The sequence below is a fragment of the Phyllobacterium sp. TAF24 genome (assembly GCF_052113785.1).
Taxonomy (GTDB): domain Bacteria; phylum Pseudomonadota; class Alphaproteobacteria; order Rhizobiales; family Rhizobiaceae; genus Phyllobacterium.
Genome location: NZ_JBFRDN010000029.1, coordinates 1 through 23,109 on the forward strand (window position 1 = coordinate 1; position 23,109 = coordinate 23,109).

The 23,109-nt window shown below is 55.6% G+C and carries 24 protein-coding genes; 9 read left to right on the forward strand and 15 right to left on the reverse strand.

The window, feature by feature from the left end; translation table 11 throughout:
- Positions 1 to 939 precede the first annotated feature (939 nt).
- From lpdA to AB4Y96_RS20750, 5 genes are all read right to left on the reverse strand, one after another.
- Entirely contained in the window at positions 940 to 2,337 is a 1,398-nt protein-coding gene (gene lpdA / locus AB4Y96_RS20730) for a dihydrolipoyl dehydrogenase (protein WP_441919567.1), read from the reverse strand.
- Positions 2,338 to 2,341: 4 nt separating this feature from the next.
- The gene (locus AB4Y96_RS20735) at positions 2,342 to 3,640 is read right to left on the reverse strand and encodes a dihydrolipoamide acetyltransferase family protein (RefSeq protein WP_441919569.1); all 1,299 of its coding nucleotides are present in this window, start codon (positions 3,638 to 3,640) and stop codon (positions 2,342 to 2,344) included.
- A 9-nt stretch (positions 3,641 to 3,649) separates the two neighbouring features.
- Positions 3,650 to 4,663 (reverse strand): alpha-ketoacid dehydrogenase subunit beta, encoded by a 1,014-nt coding sequence (locus tag AB4Y96_RS20740; protein WP_091884692.1) that lies wholly within the window; start codon positions 4,661 to 4,663, stop codon positions 3,650 to 3,652.
- Positions 4,664 to 4,666: 3 nt separating this feature from the next.
- On the reverse strand, positions 4,667 to 5,914 hold the full coding sequence (locus tag AB4Y96_RS20745) for a 3-methyl-2-oxobutanoate dehydrogenase (2-methylpropanoyl-transferring) subunit alpha (RefSeq protein WP_091884694.1): 1,248 nt from the start codon (positions 5,912 to 5,914) through the stop codon (positions 4,667 to 4,669).
- 291 nt (positions 5,915 to 6,205) lie between these two features.
- Positions 6,206 to 7,354, reverse strand: coding sequence for a DUF2336 domain-containing protein (locus tag AB4Y96_RS20750; protein WP_091884696.1), 1,149 nt, complete (start codon positions 7,352 to 7,354; stop codon positions 6,206 to 6,208).
- A 146-nt stretch (positions 7,355 to 7,500) separates the two neighbouring features.
- Here AB4Y96_RS20750 and AB4Y96_RS20755 point away from each other — a divergent pair, with 146 nt between their 5' ends.
- A complete protein-coding gene (locus AB4Y96_RS20755; RefSeq protein WP_441919649.1) occupies positions 7,501 to 7,995 on the forward strand; it encodes a MaoC family dehydratase in 495 nt (164 codons plus the stop codon).
- A complete protein-coding gene (locus tag AB4Y96_RS20760; protein ID WP_441919571.1) occupies positions 7,995 to 8,861 on the forward strand; it encodes an HpcH/HpaI aldolase/citrate lyase family protein in 867 nt (288 codons plus the stop codon). Before AB4Y96_RS20755 ends, AB4Y96_RS20760 begins: the two co-directional genes overlap by 1 nt.
- Before the next feature lie 359 nt (positions 8,862 to 9,220).
- Here the strand turns inward: AB4Y96_RS20760 and AB4Y96_RS20765 are convergent, their stop codons facing one another.
- Positions 9,221 to 9,826 carry a flavin reductase family protein gene (locus AB4Y96_RS20765; protein ID WP_441919572.1) on the reverse strand — a complete coding sequence of 202 codons (606 nt, stop codon included), beginning with the start codon at positions 9,824 to 9,826 and terminating at the stop codon, positions 9,221 to 9,223.
- A 6-nt stretch (positions 9,827 to 9,832) separates the two neighbouring features.
- A complete protein-coding gene (locus tag AB4Y96_RS20770; protein WP_441919574.1) occupies positions 9,833 to 10,414 on the reverse strand; it encodes a nitroreductase family protein in 582 nt (193 codons plus the stop codon).
- A 136-nt stretch (positions 10,415 to 10,550) separates the two neighbouring features.
- Between AB4Y96_RS20770 and AB4Y96_RS20775 the strand changes: the two genes are divergently transcribed.
- The gene (locus tag AB4Y96_RS20775; protein WP_441919575.1) at positions 10,551 to 11,582 is read left to right on the forward strand and encodes a hypothetical protein; all 1,032 of its coding nucleotides are present in this window, start codon (positions 10,551 to 10,553) and stop codon (positions 11,580 to 11,582) included.
- Positions 11,583 to 11,585: 3 nt separating this feature from the next.
- Here the strand turns inward: AB4Y96_RS20775 and AB4Y96_RS20780 are convergent, their stop codons facing one another.
- The 4 genes from AB4Y96_RS20780 to AB4Y96_RS20795 form a co-directional block, all read right to left on the reverse strand.
- The gene (locus tag AB4Y96_RS20780) at positions 11,586 to 12,407 is read right to left on the reverse strand and encodes a lysophospholipid acyltransferase family protein (RefSeq protein WP_441919577.1); all 822 of its coding nucleotides are present in this window, start codon (positions 12,405 to 12,407) and stop codon (positions 11,586 to 11,588) included.
- Positions 12,408 to 12,502: 95 nt separating this feature from the next.
- Positions 12,503 to 14,485, reverse strand: a complete 1,983-nt coding sequence (gene thrS / locus AB4Y96_RS20785) for a threonine--tRNA ligase (protein WP_441919579.1) — start codon at positions 14,483 to 14,485, stop codon at positions 12,503 to 12,505.
- Positions 14,486 to 14,812: 327 nt separating this feature from the next.
- Complete coding sequence (gene yidD / locus AB4Y96_RS20790; RefSeq protein ID WP_441919581.1) at positions 14,813 to 15,172, reverse strand: membrane protein insertion efficiency factor YidD; 360 nt, start codon at positions 15,170 to 15,172, stop codon at positions 14,813 to 14,815.
- 5 nt (positions 15,173 to 15,177) lie between these two features.
- A complete protein-coding gene (locus AB4Y96_RS20795; RefSeq protein ID WP_441919583.1) occupies positions 15,178 to 15,624 on the reverse strand; it encodes an iron-sulfur cluster assembly scaffold protein in 447 nt (148 codons plus the stop codon).
- 273 nt (positions 15,625 to 15,897) lie between these two features.
- Between AB4Y96_RS20795 and folE the strand changes: the two genes are divergently transcribed.
- The 3 genes from folE to AB4Y96_RS20810 all read left to right on the forward strand — a co-directional run bounded on the left by folE (position 15,898) and on the right by AB4Y96_RS20810 (position 18,087).
- Positions 15,898 to 16,524 (forward strand): GTP cyclohydrolase I FolE, encoded by a 627-nt coding sequence (gene folE / locus AB4Y96_RS20800; protein WP_091884717.1) that lies wholly within the window; start codon positions 15,898 to 15,900, stop codon positions 16,522 to 16,524.
- 27 nt (positions 16,525 to 16,551) lie between these two features.
- Positions 16,552 to 16,971, forward strand: coding sequence for a phosphoribosyl-AMP cyclohydrolase (hisI, locus tag AB4Y96_RS20805; RefSeq protein ID WP_091884719.1), 420 nt, complete (start codon positions 16,552 to 16,554; stop codon positions 16,969 to 16,971).
- 141 nt (positions 16,972 to 17,112) lie between these two features.
- Positions 17,113 to 18,087, forward strand: a complete 975-nt coding sequence (locus AB4Y96_RS20810; RefSeq protein ID WP_441919586.1) for a patatin family protein — start codon at positions 17,113 to 17,115, stop codon at positions 18,085 to 18,087.
- Between the two features lie 24 nt (positions 18,088 to 18,111).
- Here AB4Y96_RS20810 and AB4Y96_RS20815 read toward each other — a convergent pair whose 3' ends face one another.
- Entirely contained in the window at positions 18,112 to 18,543 is a 432-nt protein-coding gene (locus AB4Y96_RS20815; protein ID WP_112529875.1) for a CBS domain-containing protein, read from the reverse strand.
- A 129-nt stretch (positions 18,544 to 18,672) separates the two neighbouring features.
- On the reverse strand, positions 18,673 to 19,386 hold the full coding sequence (locus AB4Y96_RS20820; RefSeq protein WP_441919588.1) for a rhomboid family intramembrane serine protease: 714 nt from the start codon (positions 19,384 to 19,386) through the stop codon (positions 18,673 to 18,675).
- Positions 19,387 to 19,699: 313 nt separating this feature from the next.
- On the opposite strand from AB4Y96_RS20820, the gene AB4Y96_RS20825 reads away from it, so the two are divergent.
- Both AB4Y96_RS20825 and AB4Y96_RS20830 read left to right on the forward strand, forming a co-directional pair.
- On the forward strand, positions 19,700 to 20,329 hold the full coding sequence (locus tag AB4Y96_RS20825; RefSeq protein WP_441919590.1) for a PAS domain-containing protein: 630 nt from the start codon (positions 19,700 to 19,702) through the stop codon (positions 20,327 to 20,329).
- 102 nt (positions 20,330 to 20,431) lie between these two features.
- On the forward strand, positions 20,432 to 21,040 hold the full coding sequence (locus tag AB4Y96_RS20830) for a PilZ domain-containing protein (protein WP_441919591.1): 609 nt from the start codon (positions 20,432 to 20,434) through the stop codon (positions 21,038 to 21,040).
- A gap of 6 nt (positions 21,041 to 21,046) precedes the next feature.
- Here AB4Y96_RS20830 and AB4Y96_RS20835 read toward each other — a convergent pair whose 3' ends face one another.
- Positions 21,047 to 21,508, reverse strand: a complete 462-nt coding sequence (locus tag AB4Y96_RS20835) for a cupin domain-containing protein (RefSeq protein WP_441919592.1) — start codon at positions 21,506 to 21,508, stop codon at positions 21,047 to 21,049.
- A gap of 353 nt (positions 21,509 to 21,861) precedes the next feature.
- Between AB4Y96_RS20835 and AB4Y96_RS20840 the strand changes: the two genes are divergently transcribed.
- Complete coding sequence (locus tag AB4Y96_RS20840) at positions 21,862 to 22,470, forward strand: transglutaminase-like cysteine peptidase (protein WP_091884738.1); 609 nt, start codon at positions 21,862 to 21,864, stop codon at positions 22,468 to 22,470.
- A 70-nt stretch (positions 22,471 to 22,540) separates the two neighbouring features.
- Here AB4Y96_RS20840 and AB4Y96_RS20845 read toward each other — a convergent pair whose 3' ends face one another.
- Positions 22,541 to 23,068, reverse strand: a complete 528-nt coding sequence (locus tag AB4Y96_RS20845) for a gamma carbonic anhydrase family protein (RefSeq protein WP_091884740.1) — start codon at positions 23,066 to 23,068, stop codon at positions 22,541 to 22,543.
- Positions 23,069 to 23,109: the final 41 nt, after the last annotated feature.

The following is a 23,109-nucleotide window of genomic DNA, read 5'->3' on the forward strand; positions in this document are numbered from 1 at the left end:
ACATAACACCATGAGGGAGATGGTGGGTTGCACAACCATTGTCGCGCCCTTCGACAGGCTCAGGATGAGGGAGAGTGTTGGCTGCAATGCTAATCGCCAACCGGTGCAGAATAGAGCACCTTGCAACCCTCCCTCTCCCTCATGGTGAGCTTGTCGAACCACGCGCTATGTTACTGCAACAATCTTTTCAAAGAAAAATCATGCCAACTTATCCAACACCATCCCAGCTCGCTTATTCTGATGGTGTCCTTTCCGGCGGGAATGCTCCGGAAACTTTCTGAAGTCAGGAAAGGATCGGTGATTTCATCTGCGGGAAGAACCCAACCGCAGGGGAAGCGGTTTTATCTCACAAGGGTAAAACCAGTCATCGGGACGGGTGATCCGGGAGTTTCTTGTCTCAAACAGGAAAATCTCTGGGAAACGCACTGATTAAACTACCAATACCAAGACTTCCGCGTTCCCCTTTGGATCGCCCGTCTTTCCCACCTTATCAATAGCCAGACGCAAAAGCGGGCGTGGCAATGGGAGAGGTGTGTTCTGCAACTGCAATGTTGAGAATGTATTCACCCCCCTCTGTCCTGTCGGACATCTCCCCCACAAGGGGGGAGATCACATTGACATYWRCGCCTTYGCACAACCGGAAACGTTGCAAATTGTGCAAAGGCGGCAGTGACAGCTGATCTCCCCCTTGTGGGGGAGATGTCCGACAGGACAGAGGGGGGTGAGCGCCACCGATACGTATGCATGGTGCGAGGTTCGTGGTTCGACAAGCTCACCATGAGGGAGAGTGTGGATGCAACGATAATCGCCCATATTGCAGATCACAAAGGCCGCAGAATCTAGCACCCCTCATCCTGAGCCTGTCGAAGGGCGAACCACAAACCACCCACAAACAAAAAGGGCGCCATCACTGGCGCCCTGATGCGGCAATAAATCTGATTAGATATGCAGCGCGTGACCCAGCGCCTTGAGGGCGGCTTCCTGAAAGCCCTCGCCCTGTGTCGGGTGGGCGTGGATTGTCCCGGCAATGTCTTCGAGACGCGATCCCATTTCCATGGCGAGCGCAAAGGAAGCCGAAAGCTCGGAAACCCCATGCCCCACCGCCTGAATACCGAGTATCAGATGATTGCTTGAAGCGGCGACCACACGCACAAACCCCTCCTCGCCTTCCTTGGTCATGGCGCGGCCATTGGCGGCGAAAGGAAAGAGCCCGATCTTGATCTCATGCCCGGCGGCTTTCGCCTCATCCGGCGACAGGCCTACCGTGACAATCTCTGGGTCAGTGAAACAGACGGCAGCAATGGCGCGCTTGTCCCAGCTGCGGTTTTCGCCCGCAACGATTTCCGCCACCATCTCGCCCTGCGCCATGGCACGGTGTGCGAGCATGGGCTCGCCGGTGACATCGCCAATGGCATAGACGCCCCGCATGGATGTGCGGCATTTGTCATCAATGCGGACAAACCGGCCATCCATATCGAGGTCGATCTCTTCCAGTCCCCAGCCCGACGTAACAGGCTTACGGCCAACGGTGACGAGTATCTTGTCGGCAGGAATTTTTTCATCCTTGCCATCAGCCGTTTCAATGAGCAGTGCATCGCCCTTGGTGGCAACGCCCTTGGCCTTCACACCCGTTAATACGGTGATGCCAAGCTCGTTCAGGTGTTTGACCACCGGACGGGTCAGTTCCGCATCATATTGCGGCAGAACTTTTGACTGTGCTTCGACCACAGTCACCTTGGAGCCAAGCTTTGCATAGGCAGTGCCGAGTTCAAGTCCGATATAACCACCACCGACAACCACGAGATTTTCAGGAATCTCAGGCAGTGACAGCGCTTCGGTCGAGGAAATGACATTGCCGCCAAAGGGCAGTGACGGCACTTCAACCGGCGCTGATCCCGTGGCAATCACCACATTTTCCGCGCGGATGATCTGTTGGCCCGTCAGCGTTTCCACCTCGATTGTCTTGCCATCGCGGAATTTTGCCTTGCCCGTGACGATCTTGACATTGGCTTTCTTGAGCAGCCCGGCAACGCCATTGTTCAGGCGGCTGACAATGCCGTCCTTCCAGGCGATCGTTTTGGAAAAATCAATCGCGGGTTCGGTAACGGAAATGCCAAGCGGCGTCTGCTTTGCGGCGAAATGCGCGACCTTTGCGAATTCATCCGCCGCGTGGATCAGCGCCTTGGAGGGAATGCAGCCGACAAGCAGGCATGTACCGCCAACCTTTGCTGCCTCGACAATCACCGTGTCGACATTGAGCTGTCCGGCCCGAATGGCGCAGACATAGCCGCCGGGACCAGCGCCGATGACCAGCAGCTTGCAGGAAATATCTTTCATCGGATCAACCCTCCACGAAAATCAGCGCTGGTGTTTCGAGCAGCGTCTTGATCCGCTGAATAAAGACAGCGGCGTCCCAGCCATCGATGACGCGATGATCGAAGCTTGAGGACAGGTTCATCATCTTGCGCGGGATAAAAGCCGCACCGTCCCACATTGGCCGCGTCATCATCTTGTTGACGCCGATAATGGCGACCTCGGGATAGTTGATGACAGGCGTGGTGACGATGCCGCCCATGCTGCCCAGCGAGGTGATGGTGATGGTCGAGCCAGTCAATTGCTCGCGCGTTGCCGTGCCTGTTTTGGCAGCGTCTGCCAGAAGATTGACTTCGGCAGCACAGCCCCAGAGATCACGCGCTTCCGCATGTTTAACGACGGGCACTACAAGACCCGAAGGTGTCTGAGCAGCGATACCAATATGCACGCCGCCATGCTGATGAATGATATTGGCGTCATCATCGTAGAGCGCATTCAGCTGCGGCTGTTCGGCAATGGCTTTCACCATGGCACGCATCAGGAAGGGCAGCAGCGTCAGCTTTGGCTGGTCGGCGCGCTTCTTGGCATTGAGCAAGGCACGCAGCTCTTCCAGCGATGTGACGTCGATTTCTTCGACATAGGTGATGTGTGGAATGTGCGATTTGGCAATCGCCATTTTTTCCGCAATCTTGCGGCGCAGGCCCACCACCTTGATTTCCTTGACCGATGTATCGGGTGCAAGACCTGAGACCACAGGCTTTTGCGAGCCACGGGCAAAGAAGGTGTCGAGATCCTCATGGGTAATACGTTCGGCAGGACCAGTGCCGGTCACCTGCCTGAGGTCAACACCCGCATCTCGGGCCCGCAGGCGCACGGCCGGTGAAGCAAGTGCCTTGTCGCCCTCGGCACGCGGTGCGCCGATGGTCACAGGCGCAGCCAAGGGTGTGTGAACAACCGGAGCTGCGGGTTTTTCAACCGGCTTCTCGGCCTTGATCTCGGGCTTTGGCACGGCCTTGACGGGTTCAGCCTTTGGCTGTTCTGCCTCGGCAGGCTTCGCCGATTCCGGCGCCGGGGCATGGCCCTCGCCTTCGATCTTCAGGCGGATAATCGGCGAACCGATGGCAATCACCTGCCCGATCTCACCGCCCAGCCAGATAATTTCGCCGTCCACGGGTGACGGAATTTCTACGGTTGCCTTGTCGGTCATGACGGCGGCAAGGACCATATCCTCGCGCACGAGATCACCGACCCTTACATGCCATTCGACAAGTTCGGCCTCTGCAACGCCTTCACCGACATCCGGCAGCTTGATGACATATTCACCCATCGCCAGCTCCTACCCTTCCAGCGTTTCAACGAATGCACGGCCAACGCGCGCGGGACCGGGGAAATAATCCCACTCCTGCGCATGCGGATAGGGCGTATCCCAGCCCGTGACCCGCGCAACCGGTGCTTCAAGATTGTAGAAACAATGCTCCTGGACGAGTGCCGCCAGTTCCGCGCCAAAGCCTGATGTCAGCGTTGCTTCATGCACGATGACGCAGCGGCCCGTTTTGGCGACTGATTCCACGATGGTTTCAAGATCGAGCGGCAACAGCGTGCGCAGATCGATGATCTCCGCGTCGATACCGGTTTCCTCGGCGGCAGCTTGCGCGACATAGACCATGGTGCCATAGGTGAGGACGGTCAGTTCTTTGCCTTCGCGGCGCTTGATGGCCTTGCCCAGCGGCACCGTGTAGTGGCCATCAGGAACCTCACCTAGCTCATGCTTCGACCACGGCGTAACCGGGCGATCATGATGGCCGTCGAAAGGACCGTTGTAGAGCCGTTTTGGCTCAAGGAAGATGACCGGATCGGGGTCTTCAAGGGCTGCAATCAACAGGCCCTTGGCGTCATGCGGATTGGATGGCACCACCACTTTGAGCCCCGATACATGGGTGAACAGTGCTTCCGGGCTCTGGCTGTGCGTCTGTCCGCCGAAAATACCACCACCGGCAGGCATGCGAATGACAATCGGGCAGGTAAAGCCGCCATTGGAGCGATAACGCAGCCGCGCCGCCTCCGATACGATCTGGTCATAGGCCGGATAGACGTAATCGGCGAACTGGATTTCGATGCATGGCTTCAAACCATAGGCAGCCATACCGATCGCCGTACCGACGATACCCAGTTCGCTGATCGGTGCATCGAAACAGCGCGTCTTGCCATATTTCGCCTGCAGACCATGGGTGCAGCGGAAAACACCGCCGAAAAACCCGACATCCTCGCCGAACACGACCACATTGTCGTCGCGTTCCATCATCACATCCATCGCATCGCGGATGGATTCAATCATTGTTTTACGCGGCATTGATCAAACTCCCGCCTGCTGACGCTGTCGACGCAGATGCGGCGGCATTTCCTCATAGACCCCTTCGAACATATCGCGCGCCGATGGCTTGCCACCCGCATGCAATGTTCCAAAGCTTTCAGCTTCCTTCTGGGCAGTGATGACAGTGTCGAGAATCTCAGCTTCGGCCTGTGTGTGGCGTTCTTCGGACCAGACACCGCGACCGATCAGATGGTTCTTCAGGCGCATGACCGGATCACCCAGCGGCCAGGCATCGGATTCGGTTTTTGGCCGGTAGGCGGAAGGATCATCCGAGGTGGAATGCGCACCGGCGCGGTAGGTCACATATTCGATAACCGTCGGCCCGAGATTGCGTCTCGCCCGCTCAATCGCCCATTTGGCCACGGCAAAGACGGCAAGATAATCATTACCGTCAACGCGCAACGCGGGCATGCCGAAACCAAGACCGCGCGCAGCGAACGTACCCGCACCGCCACGGGCAATGCCCTGGAAGGTGGAAATCGCCCACTGGTTGTTGACGATGTTCAGAACAACCGGCGCCTTGTAGGTGGACGCGAAAACGAGGGCAGCGTGGAAATCCGACTCTGCCGTCGATCCATCGCCAATCCAGCCTGCAGCAATCTTCGTGTCATTCTTGATCGCCGATGCCATGGCCCAGCCAACAGCCTGAATATATTGCGTGGCCAGATTGCCTGAAATCGAGAAGAAGCCATGTTCCTTGGAGGAATACATGATGGGCAGCTGGCGGCCTTTCAGCGGATCTTTCTCGTTGGAATAGATCTGGCACATCATTTCGACCATCGGATAATCATTCGCGATCAGGAGACCGGCCTGCCGATAGGTCGGGAAATTCATATCACCCGGTGCGAGCGCCTTGCGGAAGGCGCAGCTGACGGCTTCTTCACCCAGATGCTGCATATAGAACGAGGTTTTGCCCTGCCGCTGTGCGATCTGCATGCGCGCATCGAATGTGCGCAGCGTCATCATATGGCGCAGACCTTCAACCAGTTGCTCGTCCGAAAGCTCGCCAGCCCAAGGACCAACCGCTTCGCCATCCCGGTTCAAAACACGAATGATGGAAAAGGCCAGATCGCGGATTTCTTCCGGATTGGCATCAACGGGCGGGCGGCGCACCGAACCTGCTTCAGGAATATTCACATTGGAAAAATCCGGCTCGCCGCCGGGGCGCACGGCCGGCTCAGGCACGTGCAGGCTTAGTGGACCAAATTCACTAAGGGAATCATCAGACATTCAGCAGACCTCCCAGTCAGGCGATTTTCCACGCAGTCTAACATGAAATATTAGGTCAGTAATACTGTCTTATTATTCCGCCCTCTCCTCCCAGAGCTGCAGAAAATTGGTAACATCCGGATATAACCATCTGAAATAAATACTTGTTCCGGACGAACGGTGGTTTTGTTTTCGCTCAGCCTATCGCAAAAAAGCAATATTGCATCCCAGAATACGCGAGCCGCGTATTCATTCGTTCATCCGGGCATCTGATTTTGTAATCAAATGCGCGCTCAACCATGAAAACAGGGCTCAGGCAGCAGCCATCGCCAGCGCATGATCCCGCGCATTCTCTCGAATCGCCTCCAGATAGATCTTGCGCAGCAGGGACTGCATATCATCGTTAGCGACAGTGAAATCCCCCGATAGACCATGATTCTCAGGCACAAGATGCTCCATCATGCGGCGGGTGACTTCCTGTGGTCCAATCGCCAGCTTGCCATTGGCAACATCACGCCAGGCATGAAGCGCAATGCGCAGCGGTTGATGGGTGCTGTCAGGCAGGCCAGCGGCGGTGAACAACGCGCCAAGTGCCGCATCGCGGCCATCAATCAAAAGGTTGCGCACCCGTGAAAGGGTATGGCCGGACAATGAAACCAGAATAGCGCCAAAGAAATCGATCTTGCCCGAGGCGACAATGCGGATGACGAAGGCGGTGGTCAGATCACCACGCAGCTGCAAATGTTCAATCAGTGCCGGATATTGCTCCGGAGGCGTTGCGGCCACGAGGCTGATCGACGCCTTTACGCAGGCTTCACTGGTAATGCGCTTTGCCCGGCGCTCGCCCATCAGCGCCATGACGATATCCATCCGGCACAAGGCTTCAGCAACTTTCAGCGCCAGCGCATGGCGGCAATCGGCTGGCAATCTATTATCATCTGCCAGAAGCGCACGGATATCGGCCACATGGCCAAAGCGCTCGATCAGGCGACGAAAACTGATATCGGCGATCTGGGCGCGGGTATTGGCGAGCAGCGCAAGCATTGCGACTGGCTCGGCAATCTCGATAAGAGCCGCACTGACAGCGAAGGAAACCTTCGCCCTGCCCGCAATCACCTTCTGGGTTTCGCCGCAGCCACCGGCGATGCAGTCGATCAGGTCAATATCGGTCAGCACCGTGGACCTTGCGAGCATATAGGCAGCGATTTCGATCTGGTCGCGGGCAAGGCTGGCAACGATATGAACAGGTGCATGTGCGCTGGTTGAAAACGCTTCCGCCAGTGCAAGGCGCACCTTTGGCGAGGGATCATCAAGCAGCAGCGTCAAGGCGGCTTCCGCCGCACAGCGGTCTTCAAAGGCACGGCCAGTTTCAAGATAGATATGAGCCAGAGCCCCTGCAGCGTGGCAACGTTGTGCCGCCGCAGCATGTCCGACCATTGCCAGATAATGCTGTATTGTCATGAACTGTTAAACCCCAAGCTTTTTATTAAGACGGAGGCTAATGGCAAAAGGTTTACGATCGGTTCACCATATCGATTAACCATACTCAATTGACGTCCTGAGAGAAGTTTTCTCCGGCCCGTTGCGAAGCCGGTAAAGCCGCCCTAATCTTTTGCAAAAATTCGCATCGAGGAGACGCCAGACAAATGGCCGGACTATATCTGGAAGAATTCGAAGTCGGGCACGTCTTCAATCACAGCCTGCGCAAGACCATCACCGAAAGCGACAATATGCTGTTTTCGGTTATGACCCTGAATACACAGCCGCTGCATATTGATTTTGACTTTGCCGCCAAGACCGAATGGGGCAAGCCGCTGGTCAATTCCCTGTTCACGCTGGGGCTGATGATCGGTATTTCGGTCAATGACACCACTATCGGCACCACCATTGCCAATCTTGGTATGACCGACGTGACCTTCCCTTCCCCGCTGTTCCATGGCGATACGGTGCGGGTGGAAACATCTGTTCTGTCAACACGGCCCTCCAAATCCAAGCCGGATCGCGGCATTGTCGAGTTTGAGCATCGCGCCTACAACCAGAACGGCGTTCTTGTTGCCAAATGCACGCGTCAGGCGATGATGAAATCCAAGAGTGCTGCCTGATGCGCTCGCTGCTGTTTGTTCCGGGCGATTCGGAAAAGAAACTGGAAAAGGGTCTGACCAGTGGTGCGGATGTGCTGCTGATCGATCTTGAGGATTCGGTCAGTGCCGAGCGCAAGGATGCAGCCCGGCAGATCGCTGCGGATTTTCTGAAATCCCACCGCGATAAAGACGCGCCGCGTCTGTTTGTGCGGATCAATGATCTTTCCAGCGGCTTGGCCGATGCGGATCTCGATGCGGTGATGCCGTCGCTTCCTCACGGCATTCTTCTGCCCAAATCCAACAGCGGCAAGGATGTGACGCGCCTTTCAGCCAAATTGAACGTGCATGAAGCTCATGCAGGCGCGGCAGAAGGCTCGACGCAAATACTTGCGATTATCACCGAAACCGCGCTTGGCACGTTATCGACAGCCACCTATCCCGATGCCTCGTCGCGGCTGATTGGTTTGAGCTGGGGTGCGGAAGATTTGTCCGCCGTGATCGGTGCACGTGCGGTGCGTGATGATAATGGGCGCTATACGGATGTGTTTCGATTGGCCCGTGCGCTGACAGTTCTGGGTGCTTCCGCCGCCGATGTCGCTGCGATTGATACTGTTTATATCAATTACCGGGACGATGAAGGTCTTGCGCGCGAATGTGCGGAAGCCGAACGGGATGGATTTACCGCAAAACTCGCCATTCATCCGGCACAAGTGCCCGTGATCAACGAGGTGTTTACGCCATCCATTGACGCGGTCGCCCATGCGCAAAAAATCATTCAGGCATTTGCCGATGATCCCACTGCCGGTGTTATCGGCATCGACGGCCTGATGTTCGATCGCCCGCATTTGAGAAGAGCGGAGCGGTTGATGGCACGGGTGGGTGGTTAGACAACAAGATTGCAGGACTGTTGCGGGTGGTTCGTGGTTCGTGGTTCGACAAGCTCACCATGAGGCAGATGGGTGATGCAACGATAATGTCCAACGTTGCGGCCCATCACAGAGTTTGCAGAATATCACGCCCCTTCATCCCCACTCTCCCTCATGGTGAGCTTGTCGAACCACGAACCACGCAGGTGCTCACCCCCCTCTGTCCTGTCGGACATCTCCCCCACAAGGGGGGAGATCACATTGACATCAACGCCTTTGCACAACCGGAAGCGTTGCAGATTGTGCAAAGACCGTATTGAAGGCTGATCTCCCCCCTTGTGGGGGAGATGTCCGACAGGACAGAGGGGGGTGAAATTACATCACTCCTCCCATTTCGGGCGGTACATCTGAAATGTCTCTGATACCGTGGCGAAATCCATATAGCCGAGGCGGGAGACCGGCTGGGCCTTGGTCATATCGACAAGACCATCTTTGAGAATTGCCTCGTTGATATGCACACCGACCACTTCACCCGTGACCATGATTGCTTGAACCGGATTGCCGTGCCGATCCTTCGGATGCTGGATATCGGTCACAACGCATTCCAGCGTTGCAAAAGCCTCGGCCACACGCGGCGCGCCGATGAGATTGCAATCGGCGGCATGAAGCCCGGCATATTCAAATTCGCTGATACCGCGCGGGGCATTCACCGATGTCTTGTTCATGGCAACAGACAGGTTGGCGCTGACCAGATTGGCGGCAAATTCGCGTGTTTCCTCAATGAAGGTCACACTGTCCTTGCGTCCTTCCGAGGAAAACATGATCAGGCACGGTTTGGTGCTGATCATGTTGAAGAAGGAGTAAGGCGCCAGATTAACCCTGCCATCAACTGAGCGGCTTGATATCCAACCGATAGGACGCGGTGCAACAATGGCCTTTAGCGGATCGTGCGGCAGGCCATGGCCATCATCATATTTGTAGAACATTGATGCTCAGCCCTTCCAAGGCCCGGAATATTCCGACAGGATGTCCTTCACATCAGGGCGCGGGCGCTCCGGCACTTTTGTATCGCAGGTGCCAATATGGACAAAACCGGCAACCCGTTCGTGTGGTGCAAGGCCCAGCAAGGCGCGGCCCTTTTCATCGGAGGAATACCAGTTGCTGATCCAGTTGGTGGCATAGCCAAGGCCATTGGCCGCATGAACAAGGTTCATTGCCGCTGCGCCCGAGGACAGGAACTGTTCCCATTCAGGAATATGATGATCCACCTTGGAAAAGATCACGCCGATGACCAGCGGAGCGCGGGCAAAGCGTTTCAGCTCCTGCTCGCGGCGCTGCTCGGTTAGCGGCCCTTCCCGCTCTTCGGCAAGGTCAGCCAGATATTTGCCGACTTCAACGCGGGCATCGCCACGATAAAGCACAAAGCGCCAAGGGGTCAGCCGACCGTGATCGGGCACGCGCGAGGCAATGCGGATCATGGTTTCGATATCCGCATCGCTTGGGCCCGGAAGGCCAATGGCCGAGATGGGCGTGGAGCTGCGCTGCGACAAAAACTCTATAATGGGAGAAGGCATAGAATGATCCATGGAATGATGTACCAGGTCCTGTTTTTCGAATGGGCGGACAATGTCTTGGTTTCATCGCCTGTGTAAAGTCACGATCGTGCGAAAAAGCCTTGAAATTGCCACCCGCTTGAGATCAAAACAGCGAATGGGCAAATTCTTCAATCAGCAAGCAGCCATTGGCTCCGGCAAACACAGGCAATTGCTTGTGGCGCTGGCTGTGAGCCTGCTTGCCCCGGCAAACTTGTTTGCCGGGAGTGCATCGGCACAGTCGCTTGCGCCTGAAGTAAAGCTACCGACGATTCCCGCCATCAATGAATATGCCAATCCGAAAGCGCCAGCCAACAACCCTATTGCCAATGAGCCGGAACTGGTTCTGTCGGCAAAGCTTGCGGAAAATGGCGAAAATATCGGGCGCGGCCTTGTCTGGCGCGTATTCTCACCGGAACCTGATCCCGACGGCAAGTTGCAACTTCTTGCAACTTCGAAGGGCGGCACAACCTCGTTCAATCTGGCACCCGGCAGCTATCTCGTGCATGTGGCATTCGGACGGGCGGGCGCCACAAAACGCATCACCATGACGCGCGCCAAGCGCAACGAGACGATGATTCTTGATGCGGGCGGGGTTAAGCTGAATGCCGTTCTCTCAGGTGGCGGGCGTATTCCGCAGGACCAGCTGCGCTTCTCGATCTATGAAGATCATGAAGATGCAACGGGCGAGCGCGCGCTGATCATCCCCGACGTCAAGCCGGAAAGCGTTGTGCGGCTCAATGCCGGGACCTATCAGATCGTTTCCAATTACGGCACAGCCAATGCGGTCATCCGTGCGGATATTCGCGTCGAAGCGGGCAAGATCACCGAAGCCAATGTGGAACACCGCGCGGCGCAGCTGACCATGAAACTGGTACGTGAAAACGGCGGTGAAGCACTTGCGGATACGGCCTGGTCTGTACTGACGACCTCAGGCGATATTGTGCGTGAAAGCGTGGGCGCTTTTGCATCCATTGTTCTGGCGGAAGGCGAATACATCATCATCGCCAAGAACAAGGACAAGATTTACCAGCGCGATTTCAAGGTCGTTGCCGGGCGCAATCAGGATGTTGAAGTGCTGGCAACAGGTGGCGCCAGTGCGGCGTCCACAGCCAATCAACCTGTTGGCGGCGACGAACCGCTGGATTAATGCCTAGCGGGACTTGGCCGGATCAAGCGAAAACACCGCGCCATACATATAATCCAGCAAAGCTTTACGATCGACCAATGGGGCAAGTTCCGACCAGTCCATGGTTCGGCCAATGCGCACATTGATGGCCTTCCCCGACAGTTTACGGAATTCCCGGATAAGCAGCGAAATACGCAGGGTCATGGAAATCTTGCTGGCAAGATGGAAGAAGCGACCATTCTGTCCACCGAAATATACAGGAATGACCGAGGCCTTGGCCTGCTGCACCAGCTTTGCCGGGAAAATCTTCCATGGAAGGTCTTCCGCCCGGCCAAAGCCCTTGCGCGCTGTCGCAACGCCGCCCGCCGGGAAGACAACAATGGTGACGCCCTCTTTCAACAGGCGCACGGCTTCGTGACGTGTCGCCATATTCATCGCCATGGCTTCCTTGGTCTCGTCAAAACAGACAGGCAGCGCATAGGGACGGATTTCCGGCACTTTCATCAGGTCATTATTGATGAGTACCCGGAACGGACGCCCGAGCTGTTCGGCCAATGCCAGGGCGGCAATGCCATCGCCAATCCCGAAAGGATGGTTGGCAACGATCACCAGCGGTGTTTCAGGCAAATGCTGCGGCGGCCATTGATCCTGAACATCGAGTTTGATGTTGATCAGGTCCATCATGCGGCAGAACACATCGATACCAACAGGGACAATATCCGTGCGCCACGCATTGTAGAGCCGCACATAATGATCGCGGCCCGACAGACCTTCAATCGAACGGATCAGCCATTGCGTTGCGCGTGACTGGGTGTCGTTGGCGTAGGAGAGTTCTCTGAACTGCACGTTTGCATCCCGGCAAATAGTGAATCGGCTGAATAATCACGCCATTCCATGACAGCGTGATGAAATTCACCACGCTGTCATAAAGTGTTTCGGGATTACTCGGCGGCCAGACGCAAAAGATCGGGCGGCGTTGCTTCATGGCTGAGCTGCTTAAGGGCGTCGTCAAGGCTGAGTGAAACCTGATTCTGCGAGCCAAGACGGCGCATGTTGACCGTGCGCTCTTCCGCCTCACGCATGCCGCAGACGAGAATGACCGGCACTTTCTGCAAGGAGTGCTCGCGCACCTTGTAGTTGATCTTCTCGTTGCGGAAATCCGTGATGACCTGAAGACCAGCAGCTTTCAGTTCCTTGGCGACCTGCCTGCCGTAATCGTCCGCTTCCGTGGTGATTGTGGCAACCACGACTTGCACCGGCGCAAACCACAGCGGCAGATGACCGGCAAAGTTCTCGATGAGAATGCCGAGGAAACGTTCCATCGAGCCACAGATGGCACGGTGGATCATCACCGGCTGTTTCTTTTCCGAGGTCGAGTCGATGTAGAACGCACCAAAACGCTCAGGCAGATTGAAATCCACCTGTGTCGTTCCGCATTGCCACTCGCGGCCAATGGCGTCCTTCAGCGTGTATTCGAACTTGGGGCCGTAGAAGGCACCCTCGCCCGGCAGAATGCCGGTTTTGATATCGCTCGACTGCTGCTGGATCTGCTCCAGAACGCCCATCATGACCTCTTCGGCGCGATCCCAGAGCGCGTCCGAACCGACACGCTTTTCGGGACGTGTCGAAAGCTTGATGGTGATCTCATCGAAGCCAAAATCCTTGTAGACCGACAGGATCAGATCATTGATGCGCAGGCATTCGGCCGCCATCTGTTCGTCCGTGCAGAAAACATGCGCGTCGTCCTGTGTGAAGCCACGCACGCGCATCAGGCCATGCAGGGCGCCCGATGGTTCATAACGATGTACATTGCCGAATTCTGCAAGCCGTACAGGCAGGTCACGGTAAGACTTCAAGCCATGCTTGAAGATTTGCACATGACCCGGGCAGTTCATTGGTTTGAGCGCAAAAATGCGTTCATCATCGGTTTCGTCGCCGGCAACCGTCACCTTGAACATGTTGTCGCGATACCAGCCCCAGTGACCCGACGTCTCCCACAGGGATTTGTCGAGGACCTGCGGTGCGTTGACCTCCTGATAGACGCCATCGAGACGGCGGCGCATATAGCTGACCAGCGTCTGGAACATGCGCCAGCCCTTGGCGTGCCAGAACACAACACCGGGGCCTTCTTCCTGGAAATGGAACAGGTCCATCTCACGGCCAAGCTTGCGGTGATCGCGCTTCTCGGCTTCCTCAAGCACATGCAGATAGGACTGCAATTCCGCATCGGTTGCGAAGGCCGTGCCGTAAATGCGGCTGAGCATCGGATTGTTGCTATCGCCGCGCCAATAAGCACCGGCCACTTTCATCAGCTTGAAGGCATTGCCGACCTGCCCCGTCGAGGCCATATGCGGGCCACGGCAAAGGTCATACCAGTCGCCCTGCGCATAAATCTTCAGGTCCTGATTTTCAGGAATGGCATCGACAAGCTCAACCTTGTAAGCCTCGCCCTTGTCGGCAAAGACTTTCCGAGCCTTTTCGCGTGACCAGATTTCCTTGGTGAATGGCTTGTTGCGGCCAATAATCTCGCGCATCTTCTTCTCGATGACAGGCAGGTCATCGGGCGTGAAGGGCTCGTTCTTGGCAAAATCGTAGTAAAATCCGTTTTCGATCACCGGACCAATGGTGACCTGTGTGCCCGGAAACAGTTCCTGCACGGCTTCGGCCAGAACGTGGGCACAGTCGTGCCGGATCAGCTCAAGCGCACGCGGATCATCGCGGGTCAGGATTTCAATGCTGCCGGAAGCCAGCAGCGGGTCGGAAAGATCGCGCACAACGCCATCAACCGCATAGGCGACTGCCTTCTTGGCAAGGGATTTCGAGATTGATTCAGCAAGTTCCGCACCAGATATGGCAGCGTCATATTCGCGCGTCGAGCCATCGGGGAATTGCATGGATACAGTTTTGGAAACTGTCTGTGACATCATGTTGCTCCTATCCAGTCCCGCCAACGGTTGCGGGTGGTGTTTGGTAACCGGAACGGCTCCGGCGAGCGGACTTTTAATCAGAGTTGTGACCGGCGTAAAGTACCTGTGGATGAAAAGGGGATTAGGCTGCCTTACTTTACCTCAAGCCCCTTTTCTCCGTCATCCTCGGGCTTGACCCGAGGACCCACGGTAAACAGCAGGAATACATCCGCAATTTTTTAAGTTTCACGTTAGGGCAAACGTTGAATGCGCCGTGATCTCGGCTACTCAGTCGTGGGTCCTGGGGTCAAGCCCGAGGATGACGGAGAGTGGGAGAGATGGGTGTCAACTCTGCTTGCCAACACCCCAATAGCGCCAAGGCAAGTACCACACAAACCGCGCATCGAGCGATGTCGGCACAGGATCATGACCATGGCTGCCACCGGGGCCGCAGCGGACAAAGCGGAAGAGCCCCATCCAGCCACCCGTCCACAACCCATAGCGGGCAATGGATTCATAGGCATATTCAGAACAGGTCGGCAGGTGCCGACAGGAATTGCCGATAAAGCCTGATAAAGTCAGCTGGTAGAGCCTGACAAAGCCGGTTCCAAACAATCGTCCCGGGGTTTTCGGCCAGACACCGCCCCAGTTACGGGAATATTTCTTGGGTTTCCCGGCGGGATCATCAGCCGAATGCTCACACATGAGCGTCAGGCCGCAGCTTCGGCGTTTTTCTTCTCGATCTGGTCGAGGCAATCGACCACGGCCTCGAAAGTCAGCATGGTGGAATTGTGCCGCGCCTTGTAATCACGCACCGGCTCCAGAAACTTCAATTCCTCGAAACGCCCTTCCGGCGGCGTGCCATTTTCTTTCAGCATTTTAAACATGGCATCGCGCACATCGCGCAATTGCTGGCTTGTCGCCCCGATCACATGGCGGGCCATGATCGACGAGGACGCCTGACCAAGGGCGCAGGCTTTGACGTCATGGGCAAAATCCGTCACCACACCGTCTTTGACCTTGAGATCGACAATCACCGTCGAGCCGCAGAGTTTGGAGTGGGCTTTTGCGGATGCATCGGGGCTATCCAAACGTCCAAGCCGTTGAATATTTCCTKCAAATTCCAGAATACGCGTATTGTAGACGTCGTTGATCATAATGGACTTCCGCACCTCATCCGAACCAAAGTGTAACCAGAGAATTGTCTGGTATTTGGCCCTATGAATCCTGAATTCACTCTCTATATAGTATTTGAGCGGGCCAGCATAAAGCACCATGGCGTAAATTCTGCGACAATGGTATTTGTGATCGCCCAGGCGGAAGCTTTCGGGCCAAGCCGGCTTCAATACACCGCGTACTCGTTACGGAACGATTATCGTGTATTGCCGTTTAACTCGTCGCTCCTCTGAGGGCGACTACGGGAGATCGCGATGGATGCGGTAATAAAAAGTTTGCAGTCAACGACTGTCAATCAGAACAATCTACGACGTCCGACACAGGAAGAAGCGGAAGCAGCAGTGCGCACGCTGTTGCTCTGGGCCGGTGACAATCCGGATCGTGAAGGTCTTCTGGATACGCCGCAGCGCGTCGCCAAGGCCTATAAGGAGTTGTTCTCGGGCTATGATGAAAGCCCTGATGACGTGCTCGGCCGGACCTTTGAGGAGGTCGCCGGATATGACGATATTGTCTTTATAAAAGACATTCCGTTCTTTTCACATTGCGAGCATCATATGGTTCCCATTATCGGCAAGGCGCATGTTGCATACCTTCCCGATGGCGAAAAAGTGGTTGGCCTGTCCAAGATTGCCCGCGTGGTTCACATGTTTGCCCGCCGTCTGCAGACGCAGGAGAGCATGACGGCGCAGATTGCCAATGCCATTCAGGATTCGCTGCGCCCGCGTGGTGTAGCCGTCATGATCGAGGCCGAGCATATGTGCATGGCCATGCGCGGTATTCGCGTCTCCGGCTCGACAACAACCACGACCACTTTCACCGGTGCGTTCAAGGCTGACGTCAACGAGCAGGTTCGCTTCATGACACTTCTCAAGGGTCGCTAGGCGCTTTCATTTCCAGAATTGGCATTCATGAGCAACGGTTCCTTTTCGTCTCCCCTTGCGGACAAACATGACAATGAAGAAGGCGCGGTGTTTGCACCGCGCTTTGACGCTGCTGGTCTGGTGACCACCATCGTTACCGATGCGCATGATGGTCATTTGCTGATGGTGGCGCATATGAATGCGGAAGCATTGCGCCTCACTTTGGCGACCGGTATTGCCCATTACTGGTCCCGTTCGCGTCAGTCGCTCTGGAAAAAGGGCGAGACGTCAGGAAATCTGCAATCAGTCGTAGAAATGCGTACCGATTGCGATCAGGATGCTCTTTGGCTCAAGGTGACAGTGGCTGGAAATGGCCCTACCTGTCACACTGGCCGCAGATCATGTTTCTACCGCCAAGTCGTCAGCGAAAATGGCACATCCCATCTGGTCATGACACCCGCGACGTAGCGCAACTTTTGCTACCAAGCACTGTCGAACGACTGCTCTCATTTTCGTTGGTTGGCTAAGCGGCCATAATTCCGCAATATTCATGCTTTGGATACCAAAGTGAGGGGATAATGTGCGAATACGACTTTAGGAGTGCAAGCCATGCTCGAATGGGCATCGCGACGGTTGCGTGCGGCGGAACCGATCGGCGTCACTGACGGCCCGAAGGTACCTGTTCTGGACCCGTCCCCACATGTTGAAAAAAGAGCCCCCATTGCGCTGGCGCTTGGCGGCGGCGCGGCGCGCGGCTGGGCGCATATTGGTGTCCTGCGTGCGCTTGACGAAGCGGGTATCGAAATTTCCATGATCGCGGGAACGTCGATTGGCGCACTGGTCGGCGGCTGCTATCTTGGCGGCAAACTCGATCAGCTGGAAGAGTTCGCGCGCAGCCTGACCAAACGCGGTATTTTCAGTCTGCTGGATCTGCGTTTCGGTGGCAACGGCATTTTCGGCGGCATGAAACTTGACCGCCGCTTGCGCGAGCATCTGGCCGAACTTGCCATTGAGGATTTGCCAAAGCCTTTCGTTGCGGTGTGCACCGAGATCAATACCGGTCATGAAATCTGGCTGACGCGCGGCAGCCTCATCACTGCCATGCGTGCTTCCTATGCCCTGCCCGGCGTGTTTGAACCCGTTGCCTGCAATGGCCGCATTCTGGTTGATGGCGCGCTGGTAAACCCTGTGCCGGTTTCCGTCTGCCGCTCCTATGAACAGCCGCTGGTGGTGGCGGTGAACCTGCATTACGACCAGTTCGGCCGTGCAGCGGTGATCAAGCATTCAGCGGAAGCACCGAGCGCGCAGGACCTCGAACCGGAAGGCGCAGGCAGCCATTTTCGTGCAGCGCGGGCCACGCGGCTTGGGATAACAGGCGTGATGATGGAATCCTTCAACATCATTCAGGACCGGATTTCACGCGCCCGCATGGCAGGGGATCCGCCTGATATCGCGCTATTGCCGAAAATCGGCCATGTGGGGCTTGCCGAGTTTCATCGTGCCGATGAGGCGATCAAACTCGGCTATGAGGAAACCATGGCCCGGCTCGGCGAACTCGAGCGCATGCAAAAGGTTGTTTTTTAAACCGCTAATATCAACGCAACCGCTTCAGGCGGTTGCGATATAGCTACGAATTTCTTCGGACTCGCGCTCGACCTCTTCGATACGCAGTTTCACCACGTCACCGATCGAGACGATGCCATGCAATGCCCCGTCTTTTTCGACTGGCAGATGGCGGAACCGTCCGCGGGTCATCATTTCCATCACCTGATTCACCGTGTGCATTTCCGAGCAGACACTGACCTTGATGGTCATGATATCCGAGATCGGACGCCAGAGTGCGTCGGCACCATCGGCAGCAATGGCGCGCACCACATCGCGCTCGGACAAAATGCCTTTAATAGCTCGTTTTTCATCCACGATAACAATTGCACCAATCTTGTGCTTTGCAAGTGCAGCAACAGCATCACCGAGTGTCGTGTCGGGTGCAGCGCTAAAAACGTCGTAGCCTTTGCGTTCCAGTATCAATTTGACTGTCATGTACGTCCTCCTTGCACATTAGCCTGATGAACACCTGACCGCCGGAATCCTCCTTTATCCCCGCGACCAATACGCCATGGTGCGCGTATGTTGCACCCAATGCAACAGCTTTGCAATTATTCCAACAGTTCAGCGCCGGTCACTGCGATCGAACAGGGCAACACCGAAAAAGCCAAGGAGAAAGCCGCCAATATGCGCTTCCCAGGCTATGGTTGCCGCGCCCTGGCCCGGTGTGAAGGCAAAAAGACCGGTTGCTATATTGGTAATGAACCAGACTGCGACGAAGACAAGAACCGTGCGGGTTCTCAAGGCGACCGCGATTGGCAGGATCGGTCCGGTAAACGCAGCAGAATTGCGCTGCGTTGAGCGGCGGAAGCCGAAACGCGCAGCAGCACCCATCATGCCTGAGATGGCGCCCGAAGCGCCAACCAGAGGGATCGGGCTTGCCGGATAAATGGCAAAATGCAGCATGACGGCGGCAATCGCCGTGACGACCCAGAACAGCGATGTACGCAGCGGCCCGATACGCGCAGCGAGCGGCGAGCCAAACGCAGCCAGCCAGATCATGTTGAGCGCGATATGGGCAAAACTGCCATGCAGGAAGGAATAGGTGACGGTGGTGAGCCACGCCGCCGGTGAATAAAACCCGCCAAACTGGGAAAAGCGCGCCGGGATGAAAGCATAATCCAGCAGGAAATTATTGTCCTGCGCGTCGGTCAGCACATAATTCTCGATCAAAAACACCGCGACGCAAATCGCAAAAATGGCAAGGATGACGCCGGGAATGTTGAAGATAGGCTCGCGTGCCGGTGGCTGATTGTGCGCGTTCGTAGGCTCGGTCATTCTTCCCGCCGCTGATTCACTTGAGAACTCTGCTTAGCAGCAAACTCACCAAACAAAAATAAGGCCGTTCAATGAACATGAACGGCCTCAATTTGAATACTTCAACAGATAACTCTACTCGCCATCCTTGTGGCACAGAGCACCCACCCGCTCAATCTAAACCATTTGTTAACCTTGACTGCCCCCCACGGTGGACACAGCCGCATCATCAATGGCGCTTCTGAGCCGCCGGTGCGAATGTCTGGCTCGTTACACACACTCTCCATGCAGAATTAGAAACCAGCGGGTCTCAACCCTCAACCGGAAGCATCATATGCGGCATGATGGAGCGAGCGAGCTTTTCGCCTATTGGAACGATCTGCGCGGAACCCGCGCAGCACCGGAGCGGCGGGAAATATCACCTGCCCTCATCCGCTCGCGCCTGTCCGACACGTTCATCCTGCGCGCCAGCGGGGCATCTGAAGCACGCTTCCGGTTGGCCGGAACACGCATCTGCTCGATCTATGGACGGGAACTTAAGGGCCAGACATTTACCTCAATCTGGCAGGCCAAGGACAAAGCAGTCATTGCGCGGATCATTTCCAGCAGCCTGACAACCAAGACCGTCGTCCAGTCCACCTATGAGGGCAAAAGCAGCCGTGGCCGCAAGATGCTGTTCAATCTCATTCTCCTGCCGCTGGCAAACGAGGTGAATGAACGGCATCTCCTCGGCATGATCACCGCCGCGGGTAAACCGTTCTGGCTGGAATCCGATGCGATCATCGAGAACAGTCTCCGGTCGATATCCATGGTCGACCCGCTTCAATCAACTGTTGTGCCGGTCAATCATCCGTTACAGGAAGACCACAGACTTATGGTGGCGAACAGGCTGTTGCCTGCTCCCAATGGCAGCCGCCGGGTGAGGCATCTCATGGTTTTCGAAGGTGGAAAGATCCCCGATTAGGTCGGTAAACTCTAATAAATCCTTACCCTGTTACCTCGCCGTTAAGACTTGTGTTCTAATCTGGATTGATCGAAATCCATTTTAGCCTCCCGGATACACTTCATGCATCTGACCCGTGACGATACAAATCCGACTATCGGCGCCATGGGAAAGTTTCATCGCGTGAAGGTGGAGCTTTATGGCCGCTTCATGCTGGAAGACCGCACCGAGCATGTCTGTCAGATCGACGAGATGTCGCCGGGCGATGCCCTCTTCACGACGGAAGTCATGGCAAGCACCGGCGAGCGTATCATCGCCTATATCGATCATATTGGCCGGGTTGAGGGGCATGTGGAGCGTCTGGTCAGTGGCGGCTTCCTGCTTGCGCTCATTGCTTCAGACCGCAAGAAGAACAAGATCGCGGCGCAGCTGACCTGGCTTGCCAACAAGCATGAACTTGATATGCCCGAGGACCGGCGCCATCAGCGCATTGCGCCAAGCAATCCGATTTCCATGCTTGGCATGTCCGATGGCCGCGAATATCCCTGCCGTATCATCGATCTGTCGATTTCAGGTGCCGCCGTCGAAATCCGCATGCGCCCTGCCCTGAACAGTCAGGTTGTTCTGGGTTCCATGCGCGGGCGTGTCGTGCGCCATTTCGAAGAAGGGATCGCGATTGAGTTCGCAAACGTCCAAAGCCGCGAAACAATCGAAGTCGCCTTCGAGAACTAGACGGCTTCAGGAGCCGGTATAGGGCGTACCGTCCTTGTGGACGAACCGGCCATCGGAACTGGCGCTCATCATATCAATATCGGAACAGGTGATAAGGTCTTGCGGGTTGCGTGAGCCCACCTCGAGATAAACAGCCATAGCCGACGATCTGTTGATCATGTGATGGCCATTACCGGTGTTTTTGGCAAACGTTGCACAGTCGCCTGCTTTCAATATCGTTTCGCCGCCATCTTCGACAAGCGTCACTTCCCCTTCAAGGATATAGACAAACTCGTCCTCGTGGCTATGCCAATGACGCTGGCTCGACCAACTGCCTGCCGGTAATGTCATCAGATTAACGCCGAAATCACTCAGACCACCCGCATCGCCAAGACGCCGCCGCGTCCGTGCGGCGCAGGGTGCATCGAAAGGCGGCGGATAACCTGAACCAGGACGGACAGGCACGGTGGCAAGATCGATCTTGGGCATGGAACGGCTCCTCCTTTGCGAACCCGCACGTTAAACGAAAGCCGCCCTTAAGAACAATCCATCACTACCTTCCGTCTTGGTTACCAAAAGCATACATTTTGGCCGAATGTGGGCGATGCAGCTTTAAGTGATTGTCAATCACACTTTATTCGGAAAAACAGAACTTTAACCCCTATATACTTTGTAAACTTCCACGTATTCTTACTTTAAATAAAATAGTAATATTTAATAATACTTTGCAAACGCTCAATAGTTTATTTTTTACTACTTATTTTTCTCACATTTATTTCTTCTATTTACCAGCTGGTCAATGTCTCCATGCCATTCTCGCCTTAACCGGGGAGACGACGGTAATGATAAAAAGCATGATTTTAGCGGGCGCAGCCCTTCTTATGATGACCATGACTGTACAGGCAGGACCGGTACGGTCTTCGGCAACAGTGATGCAAACCGGCGGGCGTACATCACAGCCGATCGGTCATTATGATTTTTGCCAGATCTATCAGGATGAATGCCGCATCAAAAGCATCAGCGATACGCCTGTAACGTTGACGCCAAAGGTCTGGGCACAGCTGGTTCAGATCAACACCACTGTGAATACGCAGATAAAGCCGGAAACCGATATGGAAATCTGGGGCAAGGCGGAAGTCTGGTCCTATCCAACCACTGTCGGCGATTGTGAGGATTATGTTCTGCTCAAGCGCAAGATGCTGATCGAGCGTGGCCTGCCCGTTAATTCACTGCTCATCACTGTTGTCCGGCAGATGAATGGCGAAGGCCACGCAGTTCTTACCGTGCGCACGGATCGCGGTGACTATGTGCTCGACAATCTGGAAGCGCAGATCAAGCCATGGAACGAAACGACCTATGACTATCTGAAGCGCCAGTCGATCTACAATACGGGCGCATGGGTTTCGATCAGTGACGACCGGCAGGTTCTCGTTGGCAGTATCGCGCAGTAGGATTTACACACCCGCTTTCATGATAAGCCAGTTCCGGCAACGGAGCTGGCTTTTTCATGAAGCCCACAGATCAGATTGGCTCCATGCCGCGCATGAAGCGCTTGCCATTCTCGACATAATGGGCAGCCGAGAGTCTGAGCTGCTCAATGGCCGCGTCATCCAAAGTGCGAATGACACGAGCGGGCGAGCCGACGATCAGCGAATTATCGGGAAATTCTTTGCGTTCCATCACAAGCGCACCGGCTCCCACCAGCGAGTTTTTGCCGATCTTCGCGCCGTTGAGAATAATGGCACCCATGCCAATCAATGTATTTTCGCCAATGGTGCAGCCATGCAGCATGGCGCGGTGGCCGATGGTGCAGCCCTCACCGATTGTCAGCGGATAGCCCATATCCGTATGCATCACCGTGTGCTCCTGCACATTGGTGTTGCGGCCAACATGGATGGGTTCATTATCGCCGCGCAAAACCGACCCAAACCAGATGCCGGCATTCTCGCCAAGGAAAATCCTGCCAACCAATACGGCATCGGGCGCGATCCAGTTTGACTCCCGGTGTTCAAATTCGGGCGCGTGGCCATCAAGCGTATATATGGGCATAAATCCTCCTGAGATTCGCTGATGCCAGCTTAGCCACCCAA

What these genes read in the sequence shown, in the direction of transcription:
- lpdA (WP_441919567.1), bottom strand. Translation starts at nt 2,337, where the DNA reads ATGAAAGATATTTCCTGCAAGCTGCTGGTCATCGGCGCTGGTCCCGGC.
- AB4Y96_RS20735 (WP_441919569.1), bottom strand. Translation starts at nt 3,640, where the DNA reads ATGGGTGAATATGTCATCAAGCTGCCGGATGTCGGTGAAGGCGTTGCA.
- AB4Y96_RS20740 (WP_091884692.1), bottom strand. Translation starts at nt 4,663, where the DNA reads ATGCCGCGTAAAACAATGATTGAATCCATCCGCGATGCGATGGATGTG.
- AB4Y96_RS20745 (WP_091884694.1), bottom strand. Translation starts at nt 5,914, where the DNA reads ATGTCTGATGATTCCCTTAGTGAATTTGGTCCACTAAGCCTGCACGTG.
- AB4Y96_RS20750 (WP_091884696.1), bottom strand. Translation starts at nt 7,354, where the DNA reads ATGACAATACAGCATTATCTGGCAATGGTCGGACATGCTGCGGCGGCA.
- AB4Y96_RS20760 (WP_441919571.1), top strand. Translation starts at nt 7,995, where the DNA reads ATGCGCTCGCTGCTGTTTGTTCCGGGCGATTCGGAAAAGAAACTGGAA.
- AB4Y96_RS20765 (WP_441919572.1), bottom strand. Translation starts at nt 9,826, where the DNA reads ATGTTCTACAAATATGATGATGGCCATGGCCTGCCGCACGATCCGCTA.
- AB4Y96_RS20770 (WP_441919574.1), bottom strand. Translation starts at nt 10,414, where the DNA reads ATGCCTTCTCCCATTATAGAGTTTTTGTCGCAGCGCAGCTCCACGCCC.
- AB4Y96_RS20775 (WP_441919575.1), top strand. Translation starts at nt 10,551, where the DNA reads ATGGGCAAATTCTTCAATCAGCAAGCAGCCATTGGCTCCGGCAAACAC.
- thrS (WP_441919579.1), bottom strand. Translation starts at nt 14,485, where the DNA reads ATGTCACAGACAGTTTCCAAAACTGTATCCATGCAATTCCCCGATGGC.
- yidD (WP_441919581.1), bottom strand. Translation starts at nt 15,172, where the DNA reads ATGTGTGAGCATTCGGCTGATGATCCCGCCGGGAAACCCAAGAAATAT.
- folE (WP_091884717.1), top strand. Translation starts at nt 15,898, where the DNA reads ATGGATGCGGTAATAAAAAGTTTGCAGTCAACGACTGTCAATCAGAAC.
- hisI (WP_091884719.1), top strand. Translation starts at nt 16,552, where the DNA reads ATGAGCAACGGTTCCTTTTCGTCTCCCCTTGCGGACAAACATGACAAT.
- AB4Y96_RS20810 (WP_441919586.1), top strand. Translation starts at nt 17,113, where the DNA reads ATGCTCGAATGGGCATCGCGACGGTTGCGTGCGGCGGAACCGATCGGC.
- AB4Y96_RS20815 (WP_112529875.1), bottom strand. Translation starts at nt 18,543, where the DNA reads ATGACAGTCAAATTGATACTGGAACGCAAAGGCTACGACGTTTTTAGC.
- AB4Y96_RS20820 (WP_441919588.1), bottom strand. Translation starts at nt 19,386, where the DNA reads ATGACCGAGCCTACGAACGCGCACAATCAGCCACCGGCACGCGAGCCT.
- AB4Y96_RS20825 (WP_441919590.1), top strand. Translation starts at nt 19,700, where the DNA reads ATGCGGCATGATGGAGCGAGCGAGCTTTTCGCCTATTGGAACGATCTG.
- AB4Y96_RS20830 (WP_441919591.1), top strand. Translation starts at nt 20,432, where the DNA reads ATGCATCTGACCCGTGACGATACAAATCCGACTATCGGCGCCATGGGA.
- AB4Y96_RS20835 (WP_441919592.1), bottom strand. Translation starts at nt 21,508, where the DNA reads ATGCCCAAGATCGATCTTGCCACCGTGCCTGTCCGTCCTGGTTCAGGT.
- AB4Y96_RS20840 (WP_091884738.1), top strand. Translation starts at nt 21,862, where the DNA reads ATGATAAAAAGCATGATTTTAGCGGGCGCAGCCCTTCTTATGATGACC.
- AB4Y96_RS20845 (WP_091884740.1), bottom strand. Translation starts at nt 23,068, where the DNA reads ATGCCCATATATACGCTTGATGGCCACGCGCCCGAATTTGAACACCGG.